The organism is Paenibacillus sp. KS1 (genome assembly GCF_001680695.1).
In the GTDB taxonomy this organism is placed as follows: domain Bacteria; phylum Bacillota; class Bacilli; order Paenibacillales; family Paenibacillaceae; genus Paenibacillus_B; species Paenibacillus_B suaedae.
Genome location: NZ_MAIS01000012.1, coordinates 44,530 through 62,393 on the forward strand (window position 1 = coordinate 44,530; position 17,864 = coordinate 62,393).

The following is a 17,864-nucleotide window of genomic DNA, read 5'->3' on the forward strand; positions in this document are numbered from 1 at the left end:
ATGCGTACATGCTGGTTCGTTAGGCATTACAGCTCTGACCAGGAAGAAATAGCAGCTGCTCAGGCAGCTTCATCTATGAACGGACTCCAGCAGGTGTTTTCCTATCATTTTGTCCCGGTTATGGCCCCACGCTCACCGGATAATGGGAGATGTGAATCATGAACAAGATACTCCGGAATCGTGTCGCTTTCTTTCTGTTTGTAGTTCCGGCACTGGCACTTTACATTACGTTCTATTTAGTGCCTCTATTCAAGTCGCTTCAATATTCCGTAACGAGTTGGGACGGCATTACGGAGCCAGTCTTTAACGGATTCGATAACTTCGCCAAGGCATTGTCAGATGAGAAGTTCTGGATCGCGTTCAAGAACAATATTTATTTTGTGTCTTTCTCCGTATTCATTCAGGTACCAATTATTGTGTTCGTCTCCATATTGGTCAGCGGTGTAAGACGTATGCTTGATTTCTACAAGCTGACTGTATTTATGCCGAGTATCCTCTCAACCGCTTCGATTGCGGTTATTTGGCAGTTCATTTATTCACCCGATGCAGGTCTGCTCAATCAAATCTTGAAGGCAGCCGGCCTCGATACATGGACAAGATTGTGGCTGGGGGATGAGAATACCGCAATGCTGTCCGTGCTCGTGACCAATGCTTGGCAATGGACGGGATTCTACATTGTCCTTGTGTTGGCGGGCATATTCGCGATTCCGAAGGAAATGTTGGAGGCCGGAGAAATAGACGGTGCGGTCGGCTGGCGCAAGGCATGGCTGCTAACCATTCCGCTCATTCGCCCTGTCATTGTAGTAACGATGCTGCTCTCCATCACGGGTGCCATGAAGGCGCTGGATATTGTACTCATCATGACTAATGGCGGTCCATTCGGCAGCTCTGAAGTTATGGCGACGTACATGTATCAGCAGGCATATGCGCTTGGTGACTTCGGTTATGCGAATGCCATAGCGATCATCATTACGGTATTTACCGCAATTCTCTCGCTCATTTACCATATCATTAACAAGAAGACGTCGAAGGAGGCGGAATACTAATGAGGGCTTATCGATCCAAGCGTATTCTGTCTCATGTCGTGCTTCTCATCTACGTAGTCATCGTTATTTTCCCTATATTGTTCGTTGTGCTCTCTTCCTTTAAGGACAATACAGAGATCTTCAATAATCCTTGGGGATTGCCAGCGAAGTTAAGCTGGGACAATTATGATAATGCCTTGTCGAGTGCACATATAGGCCGATACTTCGTGAACAGCTTATACATTAGCGTGATCGCGACGACCGCGACCATACTTCTCTCTACAGCGATTGCTTATGCAGTTACACGGATGAGGTTCCCGTCTCTAAGCAAGCTCGTAATGGGGCTCCTGCTACTGTCGATCCTCATTCCACCCGCATCGCTGCTTATACCGCTGTATATGATGATTAAGGACTTCGGCATCTACAACACACCGTTCGCCCTGATGATTCCGTATGCGGCATTCGGCATCCCGTTAACGACATTCGTCATCGCTGCCTTCCTTAAGTCGATTCCGACAGAGCTTGAAGAAGCAGGGGTTATGGATGGACTGTCCACTTACGGATTGCTGCGCCGTATCATTATTCCATTGACGATGCCAACTCTTGTCACAGTCTTTATCCTGAATTTCATCAGCCACTGGAACGAGTACATTATGGCGAACCTGTTCCTGTCTGATCAGGAGCTGCGTACACTGCCGGTTGCAGTCGTATCCTTTGCCGACAAGTTCAATATGAACTATGGGGCACTTACTGCGGCAATTACGATCAGCGTCGTGCCTGTCATTGTCATTTATGGTGTTCTGCAAAAGCAAATTATTGAAGGTGTGACAGCAGGAAGCGTTAAGGGGTAAGCAATTTAGGAAATAGCTAGAATTGGGGAATAGGGCTGTCTTCTAGTCATAGAGGGCAGCCTTTGTCATGTTGGATAGAGGAAGTGGATTGCATACAATTGTGCTTGTTCGTCATCGCATATCGGTTTCAGTACCTTGAAAGGGATGTTTTGGGGAAGGAGGATGCCCTCTTCCCATACGCGAGAAGGCCTACCCATGAGAGCAGGCCTTTGTTCGACGGAGGATGATACGAGGGTGAATAGGCGTGATTAGATGATGGATAGAGAACCGCTTCTAATCAAGTTCAATGTGGGGGAACCTTCTGTAAGCACAAGCTTCTCTTCCGCATCACGCGCTTCTTGCTTGGGCTCGACAACATATCGATAGTTTACGGCATGTTCAAGCAGATACGGCTCTTCTCCATTCACGTAATCGAGATAGCGTGCACGCAAATTCGTAGTCTGTTCCACGTAGATGACTTTGTACATCCGATTATCCAACTGCTTAGTCAGGAAAACGAATATGCCGATTTCTTCAGGGATAAGCTCCGCTGATTCAGGGGTAAATGGCAGTACTCGCGACCAATCCGCCATCTTCATCGCCTCCATTTCGTTTCAAATAATTCAATATGGTCAATATGGCGTGTAAACAAGGCCGTCTGCAGATACCCTCAGGCCTAGCTCAGAATTGATAGCACAAATAGCTGAGCAGTCCCGCATATTCACGGTAGATGACCTTAGCCTCGCGTTCTGGTTCTCCGCTTCCTAGTGCGATCAGGATCGGAACGAAATGCTCCGGTGTAGGCACAGCAAGCTTCGCGTGGGGAGCGTCTTCGGAATAGTTGAATAGAGCATCATAGTTCTTGCGTTCAATGTTGTCGATCAGCCAATCGTCGAATTCCAGCGCCCACGATTCTGTTACGTCACTATGCAGGCTCAGATTATGAACGGTCACGCCGCTTCCGATAATGAGCACACCTTCATGCTGCAGCTCCCGAATGGCACGGCCAATCAAGAATTGATCCTTGGCGCTCAGATTCGGATTCACTGACAACTGTACGACAGGAGTGGAAGCGTTCGGATCGAACTGCTTGAGCAAGGACCATGTTCCATGGTCAAGGCCTCGCTCGGCATCCAGATCACTCTGGATATCGTGTTGGTTGAATAGATTGTGGATGCGGATAGCCAGCTCTTTATTTCCCTTAGCAGGATACTGCACAGCAAACATCTCATCCATCCACCACGGACCGAAGTCATGAATGGTGTGGTAGGTATCGTCCGTGTACGTTATTCGCGTGCTGGATTCGACCTCCCAATGCGCAGTGAATACGACGAAGGCAGTTGGCTTTACAGGCAAATCCTTGGCAAATTGGGCTAAAAAACGGGTATAGTCATTCTCCTGAATGGCGATGAGCGGCGATCCATGTGCAAGAAATAATACAGGCGCCGAAGTCGTTGTAGCGGTGGACATGATTCACACACCTTCCTTTTTTTATATCTCTTAGCGTTAAATCACATAATCGGCAGGTCGGCTGACACGGGAGAGGAACTGCTTCGTCCGCTCGTGCTTCGCAGCTCTGAAGATTTCCTTCGATGTTCCTTCTTCCACGATCGAACCCTGATCGAAGAAGATCACTTTATCTGCAATTTCCTGAACAAACCCCATCTCATGAGACACGATAATCATCGTCCGTCCTTCCTTGGCAGCTGACCGAATAACGGCAAGCACTTAGCCAACCATCTCCGGATCAAGTGCAGAGGTTGGCTCATCGAGCAGAATTACCTTCGGTTGAAGGGCGAGTGCCCGGGCAATGCCCACACGCTGCTGCTGACCGCCTGATAGCTCGCGAGGGTAGTAGTCTTTCCGATCCTGAAGTCCGACTCGATCCAAGTAGCTGCTTGCGATGTCATGGGCTTGCTGTGTCTTCATTCCTTGTACCGTCACGAGACCTTCCATAACATTTTCAAGAGCTGTCTTGTACTTCAGTAAATGGAACTGCTGAAATACCATTGCGGTATTGCGGCGCAAGTACAGAATGTCGCGCTTCGTCGCCTTGGACATATTAAGCTCGTAGTCGCCTAGTGCAATTGAGCCCGCTTGCGGTGTCTCCAGGAAGTTCAGGCAGCGAAGCAGTGTAGACTTGCCTGAGCCTGAAGGGCCGATGATGGCGACAACCTGACCTTCTTCAACCGTCAGATCCACATGGTGCAGCACGACATGTTTACCGAATGTTTTGTGTAAGCCTTGGATTCGGATCATCAGCAGCCACCCTCCTCTCGTTAACCTTCAGCCGCTTCTCCCAGCGCGCAATTAGGCGCTCTAACACAATTGTCACGAGCCAGTAAATGATTGCAAGCGACACATACACTTCGAAGAAGCGGAAATTGCGGGAAGCCATCAGCTTGCCTGCGGCTGTCATCTCCACAACCGAGCATACAAAGGCAAGTGAAGTGCCCTTAATCAACCCGAGCAGAGAATTGCCGAGGGTTGGCAGTGCAACGACGAGCGCTTCGGGCAAAATGATGCGGCGCAGAACCTGCGTTGTCGTCATTCCCATAGAATATCCGGCTTCAATGCCACCCTTATCGACAGATTGGATTGCAGCCCGAATACTCTCTGAGTTGTAGGCTCCTTCATTCAAGGCAAAGGTGACGAGCACGAAGATCATCGGTGGAATATGGTTCGTATTGTAGTCCGTCCCGTAATAATAATTGATATACTGCATAGCCATCGGAACCGCATAGAAGGCCAGATAGAGCTGAACGATAATCGGTGTCCCTCTCATGAAGGAGACATAGAATGCCGCGAGAGAGCGGAGCACGGGAATTTGCTTAATCTTGATAAGCGCCGTTGCGAGACCGATCAGCAGGCTAAGGAGCATGGATGCAAAGGCGATTCCTAGCGTGATCGGCAAGTAGGCAAGCAGTTCAGGAATTTGACTGAACACGAGTTCTACATCAAATAAATTGGGCATCGCACATCACTTCTTTATGGATATTTGGAATGGAGCCGGGCTTAATTATCTCGTATAGTCGGCTCCTAAATATTGAATGGACAGCTCCTTCAGCTTGCCATTGTCCAGCAGAGTGCGCAGCGCACCATCGAATGCATCACGAATGGCAGGGCCGTCGCCTGTTTTGCTGAATATGAAATAGGCTTTCGGGTTTTGAATCTTTTCGATTTCTTCCTTAGGAAGCTCTACGGTATCGAGCGCAATGCCGTATTCCTTCTCAATGTCTCTCAGCATGACTTTCTCCGCAAAGGTGAAATCGGCTGCACCATTGGCAATGTCTTGATAGGTTTTGATCTGATCTTGATCGGTGTAAGCAGGTTTGATCTCTTTGTCCGGATGCTCCTTGTTGAATTGTTCGACAAACAACTGCTCGAATCCACCGCCAGGGCTGATGGGGATCGTTTTTCCTGAAAGATCATTAATGGATGCAATGTCTGTACGGCCTTTCTTCACCACTACCACGGTGCGATTGAAGTAGTAGTATTCGTTGCCGAACAGATATTTCTCTTCGCGTTCCGGCTTCTTGGTGATGTTATTGGCGCCAATTTGATATCGTCCAGAGTCGATGCCAGCGAATATGCTTGGGAACTCAGTTTTCTCAAACTGAATGTCATATTGCGGCAGCAGCTTGTCAATTTCCGTCCAGACAGCAATGTCGTAGCCATCTAGGTTGTTGTTCTGATCCACATACACATAAGGCTTCGGTCCGCCGCTCGTGCCGACTAGCAAGGTCTTGACCTTCTGCTCGCTGGTAGATGATGCTTGATCGGCTGCCTTGCTGCATCCTGTGGCGATCACGGTGAGTGCCACTGCAGCTGTGAAGGTCAGTGCCCAGAGTATTCTTTTCTTCTTGTTCATATTCGGCGTTCCTCCCTCGATTTCTATATCCGAGTAATTCTATATGATTATTTGTTTGCCATCATACGGGATAATGGGGTGTAAATATAGTAAAAATCGGAACAGATCTAAAATTGTCGATGAGGACGAGGGCTTCAGATGTGAGGGATAACGAGGAGGGAATGGGAGACGAGGATTGACAGCACACCGAAGTTTTGATTTTAATAAGATTAATCCGATGGGAAAAATATAAATTATTATGGGGGTGATCGTTGTCATGAGTGAACTGCCTGACAGCATAGGATATTTCCCTCACCAGCCATCCTTTGAGCAGAAGCAGATGAACTATTTCGATAATCGGCTGTCGGCTTACCCCAAACCGATGGGGATTCAGTATTATACGTTTTCACTGAATGAAGCAAGCAGCCATTCGATGATGATACTGCCGGATGGAAGTATTGATATTATGATTTGCTGTGATCAGGATCGCCCAAGCGCTAACGTATGCGGAACAGTGACTTCAGGCAAGCAAGGCGGGTTCCGCCAAGGGAACTGTGATGTGTTTGCGATTCGCTTCTTCCCCGGCTATGGCAGGCATGTGCTTCGCTATCCCGCCCATGAGTTCACTGATCGCGAGATCCCACTAGCTGATGTGATCCGCAATTCCTCCATACTGCTGGAGCAAATTGCGGCAGCGAACAATATGCCAGCAAGAATCGCGATATTCGAATCGTTCTATCGCCAGCTTATCCAAGGGGAGGACGAGACACCGCCCTGGCTGAAGCATGTAACGGAGCAAATCATTAGCAGCAGCGGATCGCGAAGTATGTCCGATTTATCGCAGCATACAGGGTATTCGTCACGATATATTGCGAAGGTATTCCAGGAATATGTAGGCATGTCCCCGAAGCTGTTCAGCCGTATCGTGCGCTTTCAGTATGTATTGGATTCATTGCTGCGTTCGAACTATGAGGGGGTAATGGAGGAGATGACGGAGCTGGGGTATTACGACCAGAATCATTTCATTAAGGAGTTCAAGGAATTCAGTTCGTTTACGCCTAAAAAGTACATGGAACAGCTATGAGTTCATCCGCCGCATCAATCACCCGATAGTTCGAATAGGAATAAGCCAAGACGGAAGATTAGATATTCTGTTCTTCATGCACGGTACTTGGATATATAAAAAGCCCCTCTAACTCGTTGAAGGAGTAGGAGGGGCATAACACGTATACTACTTTTTCAATAATAAATAGACGAAATACGGTGCACCAATCAGTGCGACGACGATGCCGACCGGAATACCATCAGGCTCCAACACGTTGCGTCCAATCGTATCCGCCACCAGCAGCATCCAGCCGCCTAGCAGTATCGCTACCGGAAGGAACAGCTGGTGCCTTGGGCCGACCAATGCTCTGGCAATATGCGGCGCCATCAATCCAATGAAGGCGATTCCGCCAGTCACGGAGACGGCTGCGGCAGCTAGTGCAACGGCAGCAATCAGCAATGTCAGTCGTTCCTTCTCGATGGATACGCCTACTCCGATTGCGACAGGCTCATTGAGTGCCAGCAGGTTCAGACGATTCGCTTTATATAAGGTATAGGGGATCAATACAACCAACCAAGGCAGTATCGCCCAGATAAATGGCCAATCTGCACCCCAGACATTCCCCGCAAGCCACTTCGAGATGAAATCAACCTTGGCTCGTTCCGACGAGGAGATAAGTACGATCATCGTTCCTGACAATGCCATGGAGAAACCGACACCAGTCAGCACCAGCCGTACAGGCTGCAGCCCTGAAGTCCGTTGATACGAAAATAGATAGATAAGAGCTGCTGTAAGCACAGCCCCGATAAAGGCGACAAGAGGCAGCATGTATGCGAATGAGCCCATGTCTATGGGAACGAACAGGAAGAACACCGAAATAGATACACCGGCCCCAGCATTAATTCCAAGTATTCCGGGATCGGCGAGATCATTGCGAGTCACACCCTGCAGAATGGCTCCTGATAAAGCCAGAGCCATGCCGGATAGAAGTGTAATCAGGATGCGAGGCATTCGGATAGAGAACAGCACGAAATCCTCCTTGAACGTCCCCTGCCCAAGCAGGGTAGGGAGCAGCCGATCATAGGACAATGATGAGTATCCGAGACCCATTCCGACGATGATGGTTAGCAGAATAAGCCCGAGCAGCAATACGAGAATAAGCCGCTGCTTTCTCAACAGAGAGGGTAAGATCATGAGAATGCTTTGCCTCCTTTATGTACAATGAACAGGAAGAAGGGCAGACCCAGCATGGCAACGATGGCTGCTACAGGTGTCTCGTACGGGCTATTGATTGTTCGTCCAAGCGTATCGGCAAGCAGCATGAAGGTAGCGCCCGTAAAGATGGACATTGGCAATATAAATCGATAATCCGTGCCTACCATAGCTCGTACAATATGAGGAATCATGAGTCCGATAAAGGCCATATTGCCAACAAGTGCTACAGATGCGCCGGCAAGCAGAACGATGACGATAAATAGGATGATCTTCACCATGAGTGTTTTCTGGCCTAATCCCACAGCGACCTCTTCATTCAGGCTTAGGATGGTCAGCTGTCTAGAGAAGCCAATGGCAATCAAGATGCCGCCGAGGACCACAGGAACGATAATTTGAAGCTGACTCCAATTGGTACCGATAAGGCCGCCTGCAGTCCATAAGGAAATTTCCCGAGATATCTTAAAATAAAGCCCTGTTCCTTCCGCTACCGCGACAAGGAAAGCAGTGACGGCAGCACCAGCCAGCACGATACGAAGCGGGGAGAATCCCCCCTTCTTCATTGCACCGATGCCGAATACGATAAATGCACCAACCGCTGCACCAATGAAGCAAGCAATCGTAATCGCATAATAGTTGGCGCCAGGAATCAATGCCAGTGTAATGGCCAGCGCTGCATTGGCACCAGCAGTAAGCCCGAGCAGGCCAGGATCAGCAAGCGGATTGCGTGTCATGCCCTGCATAATCGCACCTGCTACAGCTAGGGCGGCACCGACGACCATCGCGCCTATTTCGCGTGGAAGACGGATATCTCGTAAAACGGAAATGTTGTCACTTGCAGCATTCGACGTAAGGGCAAGCCACACATCGCGCAGCGAAGTGTCAGCGGCGCCGAATACCATTGCCACGACGAACATTCCTGCACATAAGAGGATTCCGACAATTAATTTGCCTATAAACGGAATCGTACGTTGATTCGAGTTCACCATGCATAATGTCCCTTTCTCATAATGGTGCTTAGAATACAGGAAAAGGAATTCTTAAAAATAAGAATTCCTTCTCCAGACGTTACTTGCTTGCCGCGAAATCTTTAATGAATGTCTCCAATTGGAAGTCCAATGTGAGCGGGTCATTGAAATAGAATTCATTCATATTAACCTCGAACACGCGATTGTTCTTCACGGCAGGGATATTTTTATACGATTCCGTTTCTTGGAATGAGTTATCGCCAACTATGTTTCTACTGAGAATGACATAGTCGCCTGCGAATTGCGGAAGAACCTCAGTAGAGAGTGCGAAGTAGCCAGGTCCCAACGCTTTTTCTTTGACTTTTTCCGGCATGTTCAGCTTCATCTCTTGGTACAGAATTTCCGTTCCACGGCCCCAGTTGTTGCCGTACACATACAATTGCTTATTGAAATTCTCGATAACCGAGACAGTTGCATTTTCACCGATTTTGGCTTTAATGTCTTTGCCAGCTTGTTCAGCGCGCTTCTTGAAGTCGTCGATCCAAGCCTTCGCTTCAGCTTCTTTGTTCAAAAGCTTGCCGATCTCCAGATGCTGTGTTAAATAATCGACCTTGCCGTAAGTGAATGTAACGGTAGGGGCAATTTGGTTCAGCTTGTCAATATTTTTAATGCCCGACAAACCAATGATCAAATCCGGATTGAGTTCAATAATTTTCTCCAGGTTCTCATCAGACACTTCAGCAACATCTTTCAATTTCGATTCAAAGCGAGGGTTCTGCTTCGCCCATGTATCTACACCGACTAGATTCACGTTCAGTGCCATGACATTCCCTGCGAAGGAAGATAATACGACAACACGCTTCGGATCAGCAGGCACCTTCACTGGCCCATTTTCTGCCTGATATGTAATCGTGTCAGATTTGCTTTCTTTGTTCTCTGCTGCATCTTTCTTCGGCTCGGCAGCAGGGCTTGTGCAGGCGCTAATTGCGAGCACGAATATGAGCATAAAGGGGATGAACCACTTCTTCATGATGCTGTTGCTCCTTTAATTAAGTTATATGTGATACACATCGGCTTGTTCGTTCGAGGATCCCGTCCGATTTCAGCATCGATTTGAAACACCTTTTTCAGTACATCTGAGGTCATAACCTCTTCACAATCGCCAGCCTTAACGATCTCGCCGTTCTTCATTGCGATGATGTAGTCGGCGAATCGTGCTGCTTGGTTCAGATCATGGAGAACCATGACAATGGTACGCTCCTGCTCATCATTCAGGCGCTGCAGCAGCTCCAATACTTCAAGCTGATGAGCCATGTCCAAATACGTTGTCGGTTCATCGAGGAAAATGATTTCTGTCTCTTGAGCAAGTGCCATGGCAATCCAGACACGCTGGCGCTGACCACCGGAGAGGGCGTCTACAGGGCGATATTTGAAATCAATCGTTCCTGTCACTTCCAATGCCCAGTCGATGACCTCGATATCCCTCTTCGTTAAGCGTCCGAAGCCGCGCTGATAAGGGAATCGCCCATAAGAGACAAGCTCGCCAACCGTTAACCCGCTTGCACTTTCCGGGGTTTGGGGCAGAATAGCCATCTTCTTGGCCAGCAGCTTCGTATTTTCTCTGGCAATGTTCTCACCGTCGAGGATGACATTCCCGGATTGGTGGGGAATAATGCGAGTAATTGCTTTGAGCAGTGTAGATTTACCGCAGCCATTGGAGCCAATGATCGTTGTGATCTTTTTATCGGGAATAGGTACACTTAGATTTTTGACAATTAAGCGTTCACCGTAACCAATGCTTAAATCATCTGTATATAGGCGAGCCATGCTTCAACCTCCATTTATGGAAACCAACCACCGTTATCGACATTAATTGATAATGATTATCAAGATCATTTCTTTCCATAATATAAATTCCAGCATATCGGATGTCAATAGTAATTTTTGTTGTAAAAGGGTAATGAATCGGATATCATTGATAATGATAATCAATACCAACGAGTTTCTGAGGAGTGAAAGGGAAATGGATCAGGAACAATTATTTGATGTGACGGTCATTGGAGGAGGCCCAGCAGGGCTGTACTCTGCTTTTTATAGTGGACTTCGTGAAATGAAAACAAAGCTGATCGAGTATCAGCCGCAGCTTGGCGGCAAGGTGCATGTATATCCAGAGAAAATGATCTGGGATGTCGGTGGACTAACACCTCTCACTGGAGCACAGTTAATTAAGCAAATGGTGGCGCAGGGTTTGACGTTTGACCCTGAGGTTGTGCTTAATGAGAAGGTAGAATCGATTGCTCGCAACGAGGATGGCATTTTCGTTCTGGAGGCAGCCTCCGGTCAGAAGCATTACTCCAAGACGGTCATCGTGGCAGTCGGGGGCGGGATTTTGAACCCGACCAAGCTTGATATTGAGGGTGCGGAGCGCTTCGAAGTATCGAATTTGAATTATACGGTGAAATCACTCCGAAAGTTTAAAGATAAGGTCGTGGTCATTTCGGGTGGCGGAAATTCTGCCATTGACTGGGCGAACGAGCTGCAGCCTGTTGCGAAGAAGGTATACTTGACTTATCGGAAAGATAAGGAGTCTTTGTCTGGTCACGAGGCAACGATTACGCAGCTGATGAACAGCTCTATTGAATGCTTCTTCAATACTTCCATTACGAAGCTGATTGCAGCGGACAACCATGAGACAATTGAGCGAGTAGAACTGACCAATCAAGCGACAGGCGAGAAGGCAGTATTGCCGATTGACGAAGTGATTATTAATCACGGCTATGAGCGGGATTCGAGCCTCATTGGCAACAGTGCATTGAAGATTGAGCAGGTAGAGGATTTCTATGTGGCTGGCAATGCCAGCAGTGAATCTTCGATTCCTGGGCTGTACGCAGCAGGGGATATTTTGCATCATGACGGGAAGCTGCACTTAATTGCAGGTGCCTTCCAAGATGCGGCCAATGCGGTGAACAAGGCGAAGCAATTCATTCAGCCGGATGCAAATAGCTGGGGAATGGTATCTTCCCACAACGATGTGTTCAAGGAGCGCAACCGTGAACTGGTGAAGCAGATGATGAATTCTTAAGAAATAAGTATAGGACGCCACGGCTTGCTGCTGCAAGCTATGGGCGTCCCTTTTTGTTCTATATTGGGATATCAATCTTTCAGCTTATTATAAGTGTGTGGATTCTATTTTGCAGGATTATATCTAAGGGATATGATTAAGACTTAACTGCCTGAGGCGAACAAACTCTAGAATTTGTACCAACTCACGGAAATGTTGATTAGAGGTACGGTGGTACTGCGTTTGAATATGGAAGGGATCATGAACCGTTATTTCCTTCGGTGTTCCATTTGGGTGATAGTGGGCATGGAATTTTATAATCAACTGCTGATTATGCGCATACCAGTCATACCAATATAATTCGATGTCATTCCCAGCATCGTTTATTATTTCGGTACAGTACATTTTCGATAAATCATGAAAAAGAATTACTTTACGGATTGTGCGTTTATCGCTATATGGGACACCTACAACATTTCGAATCTCCAAAATAATATCTGAGAAGTTTTGTTCGATAAAAAAATAGTTACTCCTCGGAATTCCTAGGCTCAAGGTTCATCCTCCCCAAAAAGTGTTTCCAAACTTGAGCGTCGGATTGTTCTTCAGGTGATAAATTACTTTTTGCGCCGAGCGTTTGTTCGAATTTCCCTTTATACTTCGTTTCATATATTTCAATTTGACGAGAGTAGTAGGATAGAGAATTTTCTTCGGGAGCTGAGGTCACGAGTTGTTGCTCGCTCTCCCACATATGTACAATATCGCAGACAAGTAGTCTTTTCCCAGCTGGTGTTATATATATCGTGTCTGCGGAAATATGATTGCGTTTGTTATCTCCAGCCAGATCTACACCTTCGAAGCGTTTCTGTTTGATCCAATTATGAATAGTGACCATGCTAACCCCAAAAAATGTAGCCAGCTCTTTGGTCGTATATTCTTTGGCATACCTTGTTGGAGACGAGATGGGTTCAGGTGAGTCAGTGGCAGAATTGGAATTACACGCCTGTAAAAGGGCGTGGTGCAGCAATACGGAGAATTTCTCTTGAAAAACCTCTGTGTTGTCGAAAATAGACTCATCGAAGGAATCAATAATAGGTTCATTATTCTTTAATGCATGTGCGAGAACTTTAAATAGCAGTACACTATTTTCGTAAGTGTTCATTTCTAGTAATTCGACGGCGATTTCACGGCATTTCATATCAAATATTTTCTTCTCCGCATATGTTATCGACATTAGCATCACCTCACACCTCCATCATATCCCATTACTTACCATGTATCAATTATTCTGATAATATTTCTTTAAGAAACTTAAACTTAGTTAAATCTTATTAATCATTATTACGCATTATTCATCGATTCAACCCTGCTATTAAAGATACCACTATTCAAAAGGATTGACGGATACATTTCATAGGCGTACAATCAGTTAAAATTTCAGGGGGGGATGGCATGTTGGAATCATGGAGCACAGCGGATGACTTGGTAAATAACCCTTATTTTCAACGGGACGAGGTGCCGTTCAATCTGCTGTACCGCATTTGCGAGCTGGATGGGGCAACTTGTCTCAAGTCGAAGGATGGAATGATGATTTACGCGCAGTCCCCCGGACAAAATGGATAGTTATGGACGTCTGTGGAGCTTCGCGACTCGGAACATGACGAGCGTTTGAGGGAGCTTGCAGCAGTGATTGAACTGCATGATCTGCCTGGGATTACGGGATTGCCGCACACAGTGGAACGATTCGCCAAGCTGTATGCGAATGCAAGACAGCTGCACTATGACACCCACATGGGGATGGAATCGTATTGCTGTCCAAAAGTGCTCAAGCCACAGCATGTAGGCGGAACAATGGAAAAGGCCTTGGGAAATCGTACGGGTATCGTGGCTTCGTTTTTGGCAGGATTCTCGGAAAGTGCATATGGAGTAACCGTCACGCCTGAGAGCCAATTGTCGGCGGCTGAAGGATTGATTGGTCAAGGGGATCTATATTTCTGGATGGTCGATGGTCGGCCGGAATCGATGGCAAATATTGCGCACCGATCGCCACGCCATGGACGGATTAATGCGGTCTATACGCCGCCTGCATCACGGAAACAGGGCTATGCAAGTGCCCTTGTAGCGGAGGTATGTGAGCTGCTGCATAGAGAGTCCCTGCAGCCGATGCTGTATGCGGACATGACTAATCCCGACTCCAATAAGGTTTACCAGCAAATTGGGTTTGTGGACAGCGGCAAAGTGACAGACATTAGATTTAATAGAGGGTAAGCACAACAGGGGCAATCATTAATGCATTTATGATGTACCGAAGAACTGAAGCATTGAAGCTATCAGGCAAGCGTGCCTATAATACATAAGAAGGGAAGCCTTCGGCAGTTCAATCTGATCCGAAGGCTTCTTATTGTTTGCGTAAAGCATACAGCTAGTTGATTAGTCGAGCGCTTGTACCAAGCTTGCACCGAATTGTGCGGCGCCATCCGGGCCGTCGGCGGTAATAATGTCATCATGGGCAACCACATGCTGGGCGATATACGTAACATGATTCGCTTTCAATTGATCAATTTGGATATCAAGCGGGTAGCATGTTGCTTCTCTGTCTGCAAGCAGTCCAGTACGGGCAACCGTAACAGCGCCTGCGCAAATGCCAGATACAAGCACACGATCCTGATGCGCCTGCTTCAAGTATTGCTGGAGCTCCTTGTTATCCCATAGATAATCATTCGTTCCAGAGCCACCGATTACAGCTACGACGTCATAGTCGGCAGCAGACACATCGGAGAAGATGACTTCTGCCGTGGCTTTCCCTTGGAAGTCGCCTGTGATCTCACCGGTTATGGTGCTGGCAATGGTGACGTTCACTCCTGCCTGCTCCAAGGCAGCTTTTGGCTGGAACAGCTCGTCTTCATTAAATCGTTCAGGTGGTATAATAAATAAAGCTTTTTTATTCATAAAATATGGCCTCCTATTCGTGGTACACAGTTAAGTTGGTGCCAGGTACATGCTGCAGCATGTACGGAATCACTTCTGAATATGAAGTGGATTTGATATTGCGATCATCGCTGTAAGATGTGTCTTATTGTACCGACACCTTTCTATGCTGTGAAGAATGCACTTTTTTGTGCGGAGGTTACCTATAGGTTACTTATTGAAGAAATGAGGAGTTTTGAAATCGATGTCAGATACATTGCGAGAAGAAATAAAGAAGAAAATCGTGAACGGTGATTTTAACTGTGAGAAGGAGTTGACGTTGTCCATTATCAGTGGAAAGTGGAAGGTCGTCATTCTCTGGCACTTGGGTGTTGAAGGGCCGCATCGCTTCAGTGATCTCCAACGTTTGTTCCCGAAGGTATCCCATAAAATATTGACCAACCAGCTGCGCGAGCTGATGGAGGATGGAATTGTGCATCGTGAGGTATATCCAGAGGTGCCGCCCAAGGTTGAGTATTCCATGACGGAGCTTGGCATGACGCTGCTGCCTCTCGTGGAAATGATGTATGAGTGGGGAAAAATGCGAATGGATCAAATCAAGCAGGGGCTGGGTATTGCCCATGAGGGCTGTTCGCATGAACAATGCAAGGAGCGGTTCGACTGAATCAGATAGAAGCGTTTGGCCATCGTGGGCTAAAAGCTATCCAATCACCAACGCAAAAATGACACTATTTTAGTGTCATTTTTACCTTTATGCGTTTTTTTCGAGCTGAGGAAACCCCGCGTTCTATAAGTACTGCTGCCAGAACTCCATCATCTTCGTCCAGGCGTCGCGTTCAGCGTGCGCTACATCCCGGAGCTCGACTTGCGGGGATAAGCTGACCGGTGGCAGGTTCGGGATGTGAAAAGAGTGGCCGCCATTCGGATAACGAAGGTGGAACGTCTCATAAGGATACGATTCGCGCTGTAAGATTTGCATGGCCTCCGCGGACATTTCCGACGTTGTTCCTAATTCGTCTTTATCACCGGAGATAAGCAGCAGATGGCATTTCATCCGCTCAACGGGGATTTGCGATTTTTGCTTTGCTTCTGTATTCTCAAATGCCCGATTATGAATATCTCTCAGCTTGGATTTATCGAAATTCATGGCAGTCTCGTAATCATCTGGATACGGGAGGAAATCGAGTGGCTTGCCTTGATACGACCAAGAAGAGCTCTTCTCAGAAGAGCCGATACGAATTCCTTGCAGCACATACAGCGATGGTGCGAATGCAACTACCGCCTTCAGTTCCTCTGGGAACGTGGCGCCAAGCAACAGCACCAGTTCTCCTCCCTTGGAGATGCCGGCTGCGCCGATGCGATTCTCATCGATTTCCTTCCGAGCCTGAAGCCATCGAATGCACTCCGCAAATGTCTCCAACGGAATGTTAGTCAATTCTCTTGATAGACCATAATGTCCGTAAAAATCGAAGTAAGCGACGGCTACCGCTGCAATCCCTCTTGCTGCAAGCAATGCCGCAACCTGTTCCGACCAGAAGAAACCGCCTCCCGATCCGCCGACGACAATGACGGCAGGCAGATTCGAACACTGGCCAGGGAAGAAGTACTTCCCGACGAAGCCTTCGTTGATTTCTTCTACTTGAACCTGATCGGATACGTACTTGGTGGTGAAGGTGGTTTGATCAAGCAAATGACTGTCGTCGTACAGCGATATGGTGATCGTTTGCGGCGATATGTTCATTTTCATGAAATAGGGAATGGAATTCGGATTATCGTAAGAAAGCTCACCTGTATCCATTTGCAGTTGCATCGACCAGAGCACGCCGCCAGCATCTACGCCTTGGTATGTTCCCGATTCCGGTGCTTGCTTTGACGTATCGATCGCCCCATGGATGTCGGCTGTAAATACAGCTTCAGAAAGCCACTTCCGCTCCATATCGTCGGGCATTGCAGCAGCTACCTTATACCGACTTCCGGCCTGCAGTCCGTTGACGCGAATGGCTATAGGTTCATCTGCCAGCTCTGTTGCTCTTACCATTTCAATGGTTGGCTTCAACATACATCAATCCCTCCATATGATAGTTGAAAATATCACTTTGCAACCGTTCCTGTCATTTTCTTTGCCATTAGAACTTACTTGGAGTTTCCTTTGTTAGAGAATCGGAGGCGGGATCTATGGGCATTCGCTCTACGCTTTCTCGCAATTTTCGGAGGAACCGCAGCTGAACTTCGTAATGCTCATACATATTTTCGAACGTTAGCAAGATGTATTCTTGAATCGAAGCCGCCTTCTCCTTCTCGACTTGGCCGGCCTTCATATCAGCTAGCTCCTGCTTCAGTAGCTGAATCTGCGCGTCAATGGCTGTAGTCGTTTCCTCTTTAGGCAATAAGTGCAGGAAGGAAACCGCTGTATACAGCGTGGTTGGCAGTTGAACGGAAGATAGTGCGAATGACTCCTTTAGCAAGCGAAGGAATTCCGTTCTGCCTTCTGGGGTAATGCCGTACGTAGCTTTTGTGCGATTCCCTGTCTGTTCTACATTTTCCACGCGAACGAGAGCTTCGCCCTCCATTTTCTTTAGCGCATGATAAATGGAGCCAGGGAGGATTCCCGCCCACTGGTCAGTCCTCGACTGCTGCAAAAACGATTGAATTTCATAGCCGGACATCGATCTCATCATCAATAATCCGAGTACCATTAAGCGGGTCATGTCATGATCTCCTTTTTCAATAGTCAACGTTGAGTATTCATTGTTGATTATAAGATAGCACGGCTTTCCAATCATTGTAAAGGGGGGTTATGGAAATAAATTCAGAGGATCTTTTTGCGCTCTTATGATGGAGGGAGCAATGATCGTGTGATCTAGATCATGTTGATTTTTCCATGCAGAGTGTTTACAATAGGTGGAAATCACGATGATAAGGAGTGGGAGTATGAATTGGAAGCCGAA

20 protein-coding genes and 1 pseudogene are annotated in these 17,864 nt (G+C 47.4%); 7 read left to right on the plus strand and 14 right to left on the minus strand.

All coding sequences use genetic code 11. The features are described 5' to 3' along the window. Window positions 1–158 precede the first annotated feature (158 nt). Window positions 159–1,046 carry a carbohydrate ABC transporter permease gene (locus BBG47_RS06210; RefSeq protein ID WP_065290990.1) on the plus strand — a complete coding sequence of 296 codons (888 nt, stop codon included), beginning with the start codon at window positions 159–161 and terminating at the stop codon, window positions 1,044–1,046. Next, entirely contained in the window at window positions 1,046–1,876 is an 831-nt protein-coding gene (locus BBG47_RS06215) for a carbohydrate ABC transporter permease (RefSeq protein ID WP_065290991.1), read from the plus strand. Before BBG47_RS06210 ends, BBG47_RS06215 begins: the two co-directional genes overlap by 1 nt. Window positions 1,877–2,124: 248 nt before the next feature. Here the strand turns inward: BBG47_RS06215 and BBG47_RS06220 are convergent, their stop codons facing one another. The 5 genes and pseudogenes from BBG47_RS06220 to BBG47_RS06240 form a co-directional block, all read right to left on the minus strand. Further along, entirely contained in the window at window positions 2,125–2,448 is a 324-nt protein-coding gene (locus BBG47_RS06220; protein WP_065290992.1) for a hypothetical protein, read from the minus strand. A gap of 88 nt (window positions 2,449–2,536) precedes the next feature. Further along, window positions 2,537–3,325, minus strand: coding sequence for a DODA-type extradiol aromatic ring-opening family dioxygenase (locus tag BBG47_RS06225; protein WP_065290993.1), 789 nt, complete (start codon window positions 3,323–3,325; stop codon window positions 2,537–2,539). Between the two features lie 36 nt (window positions 3,326–3,361). Continuing rightward, window positions 3,362–4,114, minus strand: a pseudogene (locus tag BBG47_RS06230) (amino acid ABC transporter ATP-binding protein). Beyond that, window positions 4,077–4,829, minus strand: coding sequence for an amino acid ABC transporter permease (locus BBG47_RS06235; RefSeq protein WP_065290994.1), 753 nt, complete (start codon window positions 4,827–4,829; stop codon window positions 4,077–4,079). The pseudogene BBG47_RS06230 and the gene BBG47_RS06235 overlap by 38 nt, the downstream one beginning before the upstream one ends. A gap of 45 nt (window positions 4,830–4,874) precedes the next feature. Next, entirely contained in the window at window positions 4,875–5,726 is an 852-nt protein-coding gene (locus BBG47_RS06240) for a transporter substrate-binding domain-containing protein (RefSeq protein ID WP_065290995.1), read from the minus strand. A 256-nt stretch (window positions 5,727–5,982) separates the two neighbouring features. On the opposite strand from BBG47_RS06240, the gene BBG47_RS06245 reads away from it, so the two are divergent. Beyond that, window positions 5,983–6,789 (plus strand): helix-turn-helix domain-containing protein, encoded by an 807-nt coding sequence (locus BBG47_RS06245; RefSeq protein ID WP_065290996.1) that lies wholly within the window; start codon window positions 5,983–5,985, stop codon window positions 6,787–6,789. A gap of 147 nt (window positions 6,790–6,936) precedes the next feature. Here BBG47_RS06245 and BBG47_RS06250 read toward each other — a convergent pair whose 3' ends face one another. The 4 genes from BBG47_RS06250 to BBG47_RS06265 all read right to left on the minus strand — a co-directional run bounded on the left by BBG47_RS06250 (window position 6,937) and on the right by BBG47_RS06265 (window position 10,757). Then, the gene (locus tag BBG47_RS06250) at window positions 6,937–7,944 is read right to left on the minus strand and encodes a FecCD family ABC transporter permease (RefSeq protein WP_065290997.1); all 1,008 of its coding nucleotides are present in this window, start codon (window positions 7,942–7,944) and stop codon (window positions 6,937–6,939) included. Then, window positions 7,941–8,951: a FecCD family ABC transporter permease gene (locus BBG47_RS06255; protein WP_065290998.1), complete on the minus strand. Its 1,011-nt coding sequence runs from the start codon at window positions 8,949–8,951 to the stop codon at window positions 7,941–7,943. Before BBG47_RS06255 ends, BBG47_RS06250 begins: the two co-directional genes overlap by 4 nt. Before the next feature lie 79 nt (window positions 8,952–9,030). Continuing rightward, window positions 9,031–9,960 carry an iron-hydroxamate ABC transporter substrate-binding protein gene (locus tag BBG47_RS06260; RefSeq protein ID WP_065290999.1) on the minus strand — a complete coding sequence of 310 codons (930 nt, stop codon included), beginning with the start codon at window positions 9,958–9,960 and terminating at the stop codon, window positions 9,031–9,033. Next, window positions 9,957–10,757, minus strand: a complete 801-nt coding sequence (locus tag BBG47_RS06265) for an ABC transporter ATP-binding protein (RefSeq protein ID WP_065291000.1) — start codon at window positions 10,755–10,757, stop codon at window positions 9,957–9,959. Before BBG47_RS06265 ends, BBG47_RS06260 begins: the two co-directional genes overlap by 4 nt. Window positions 10,758–10,953: 196 nt before the next feature. Here BBG47_RS06265 and BBG47_RS06270 point away from each other — a divergent pair, with 196 nt between their 5' ends. Next, a complete protein-coding gene (locus BBG47_RS06270; RefSeq protein WP_065291001.1) occupies window positions 10,954–12,012 on the plus strand; it encodes an NAD(P)/FAD-dependent oxidoreductase in 1,059 nt (352 codons plus the stop codon). A gap of 123 nt (window positions 12,013–12,135) precedes the next feature. On the opposite strand, the gene BBG47_RS06275 is transcribed toward BBG47_RS06270, so the two are convergent. After that, window positions 12,136–12,543: a toxin-antitoxin system TumE family protein gene (locus BBG47_RS06275; protein WP_065291002.1), complete on the minus strand. Its 408-nt coding sequence runs from the start codon at window positions 12,541–12,543 to the stop codon at window positions 12,136–12,138. Further along, the gene (locus BBG47_RS06280) at window positions 12,518–13,228 is read right to left on the minus strand and encodes a helix-turn-helix domain-containing protein (RefSeq protein ID WP_065291003.1); all 711 of its coding nucleotides are present in this window, start codon (window positions 13,226–13,228) and stop codon (window positions 12,518–12,520) included. The genes BBG47_RS06275 and BBG47_RS06280 overlap by 26 nt, the downstream gene beginning before the upstream one ends. Window positions 13,229–13,440: 212 nt before the next feature. On the opposite strand from BBG47_RS06280, the gene BBG47_RS30625 reads away from it, so the two are divergent. Together BBG47_RS30625 and BBG47_RS06285 are read left to right on the plus strand one after the other, a co-directional pair. After that, window positions 13,441–13,611 carry a hypothetical protein gene (locus tag BBG47_RS30625; RefSeq protein WP_254659760.1) on the plus strand — a complete coding sequence of 57 codons (171 nt, stop codon included), beginning with the start codon at window positions 13,441–13,443 and terminating at the stop codon, window positions 13,609–13,611. Between the two features lie 63 nt (window positions 13,612–13,674). Beyond that, entirely contained in the window at window positions 13,675–14,256 is a 582-nt protein-coding gene (locus BBG47_RS06285) for a GNAT family N-acetyltransferase (protein WP_254659761.1), read from the plus strand. A gap of 162 nt (window positions 14,257–14,418) precedes the next feature. On the opposite strand, the gene BBG47_RS06290 is transcribed toward BBG47_RS06285, so the two are convergent. Beyond that, on the minus strand, window positions 14,419–14,937 hold the full coding sequence (locus BBG47_RS06290) for a DJ-1/PfpI family protein (RefSeq protein WP_065291004.1): 519 nt from the start codon (window positions 14,935–14,937) through the stop codon (window positions 14,419–14,421). A 223-nt stretch (window positions 14,938–15,160) separates the two neighbouring features. Here BBG47_RS06290 and BBG47_RS06295 point away from each other — a divergent pair, with 223 nt between their 5' ends. Next, complete coding sequence (locus BBG47_RS06295) at window positions 15,161–15,580, plus strand: winged helix-turn-helix transcriptional regulator (RefSeq protein WP_065291005.1); 420 nt, start codon at window positions 15,161–15,163, stop codon at window positions 15,578–15,580. 123 nt (window positions 15,581–15,703) lie between these two features. Here the strand turns inward: BBG47_RS06295 and BBG47_RS06300 are convergent, their stop codons facing one another. Together BBG47_RS06300 and BBG47_RS06305 are read right to left on the minus strand one after the other, a co-directional pair. Next, the gene (locus tag BBG47_RS06300) at window positions 15,704–16,975 is read right to left on the minus strand and encodes an acyl-CoA thioesterase/bile acid-CoA:amino acid N-acyltransferase family protein (protein WP_065291006.1); all 1,272 of its coding nucleotides are present in this window, start codon (window positions 16,973–16,975) and stop codon (window positions 15,704–15,706) included. A gap of 67 nt (window positions 16,976–17,042) precedes the next feature. Continuing rightward, a complete protein-coding gene (locus BBG47_RS06305) occupies window positions 17,043–17,624 on the minus strand; it encodes a PadR family transcriptional regulator (RefSeq protein WP_065291007.1) in 582 nt (193 codons plus the stop codon). Window positions 17,625–17,864: the final 240 nt, after the last annotated feature.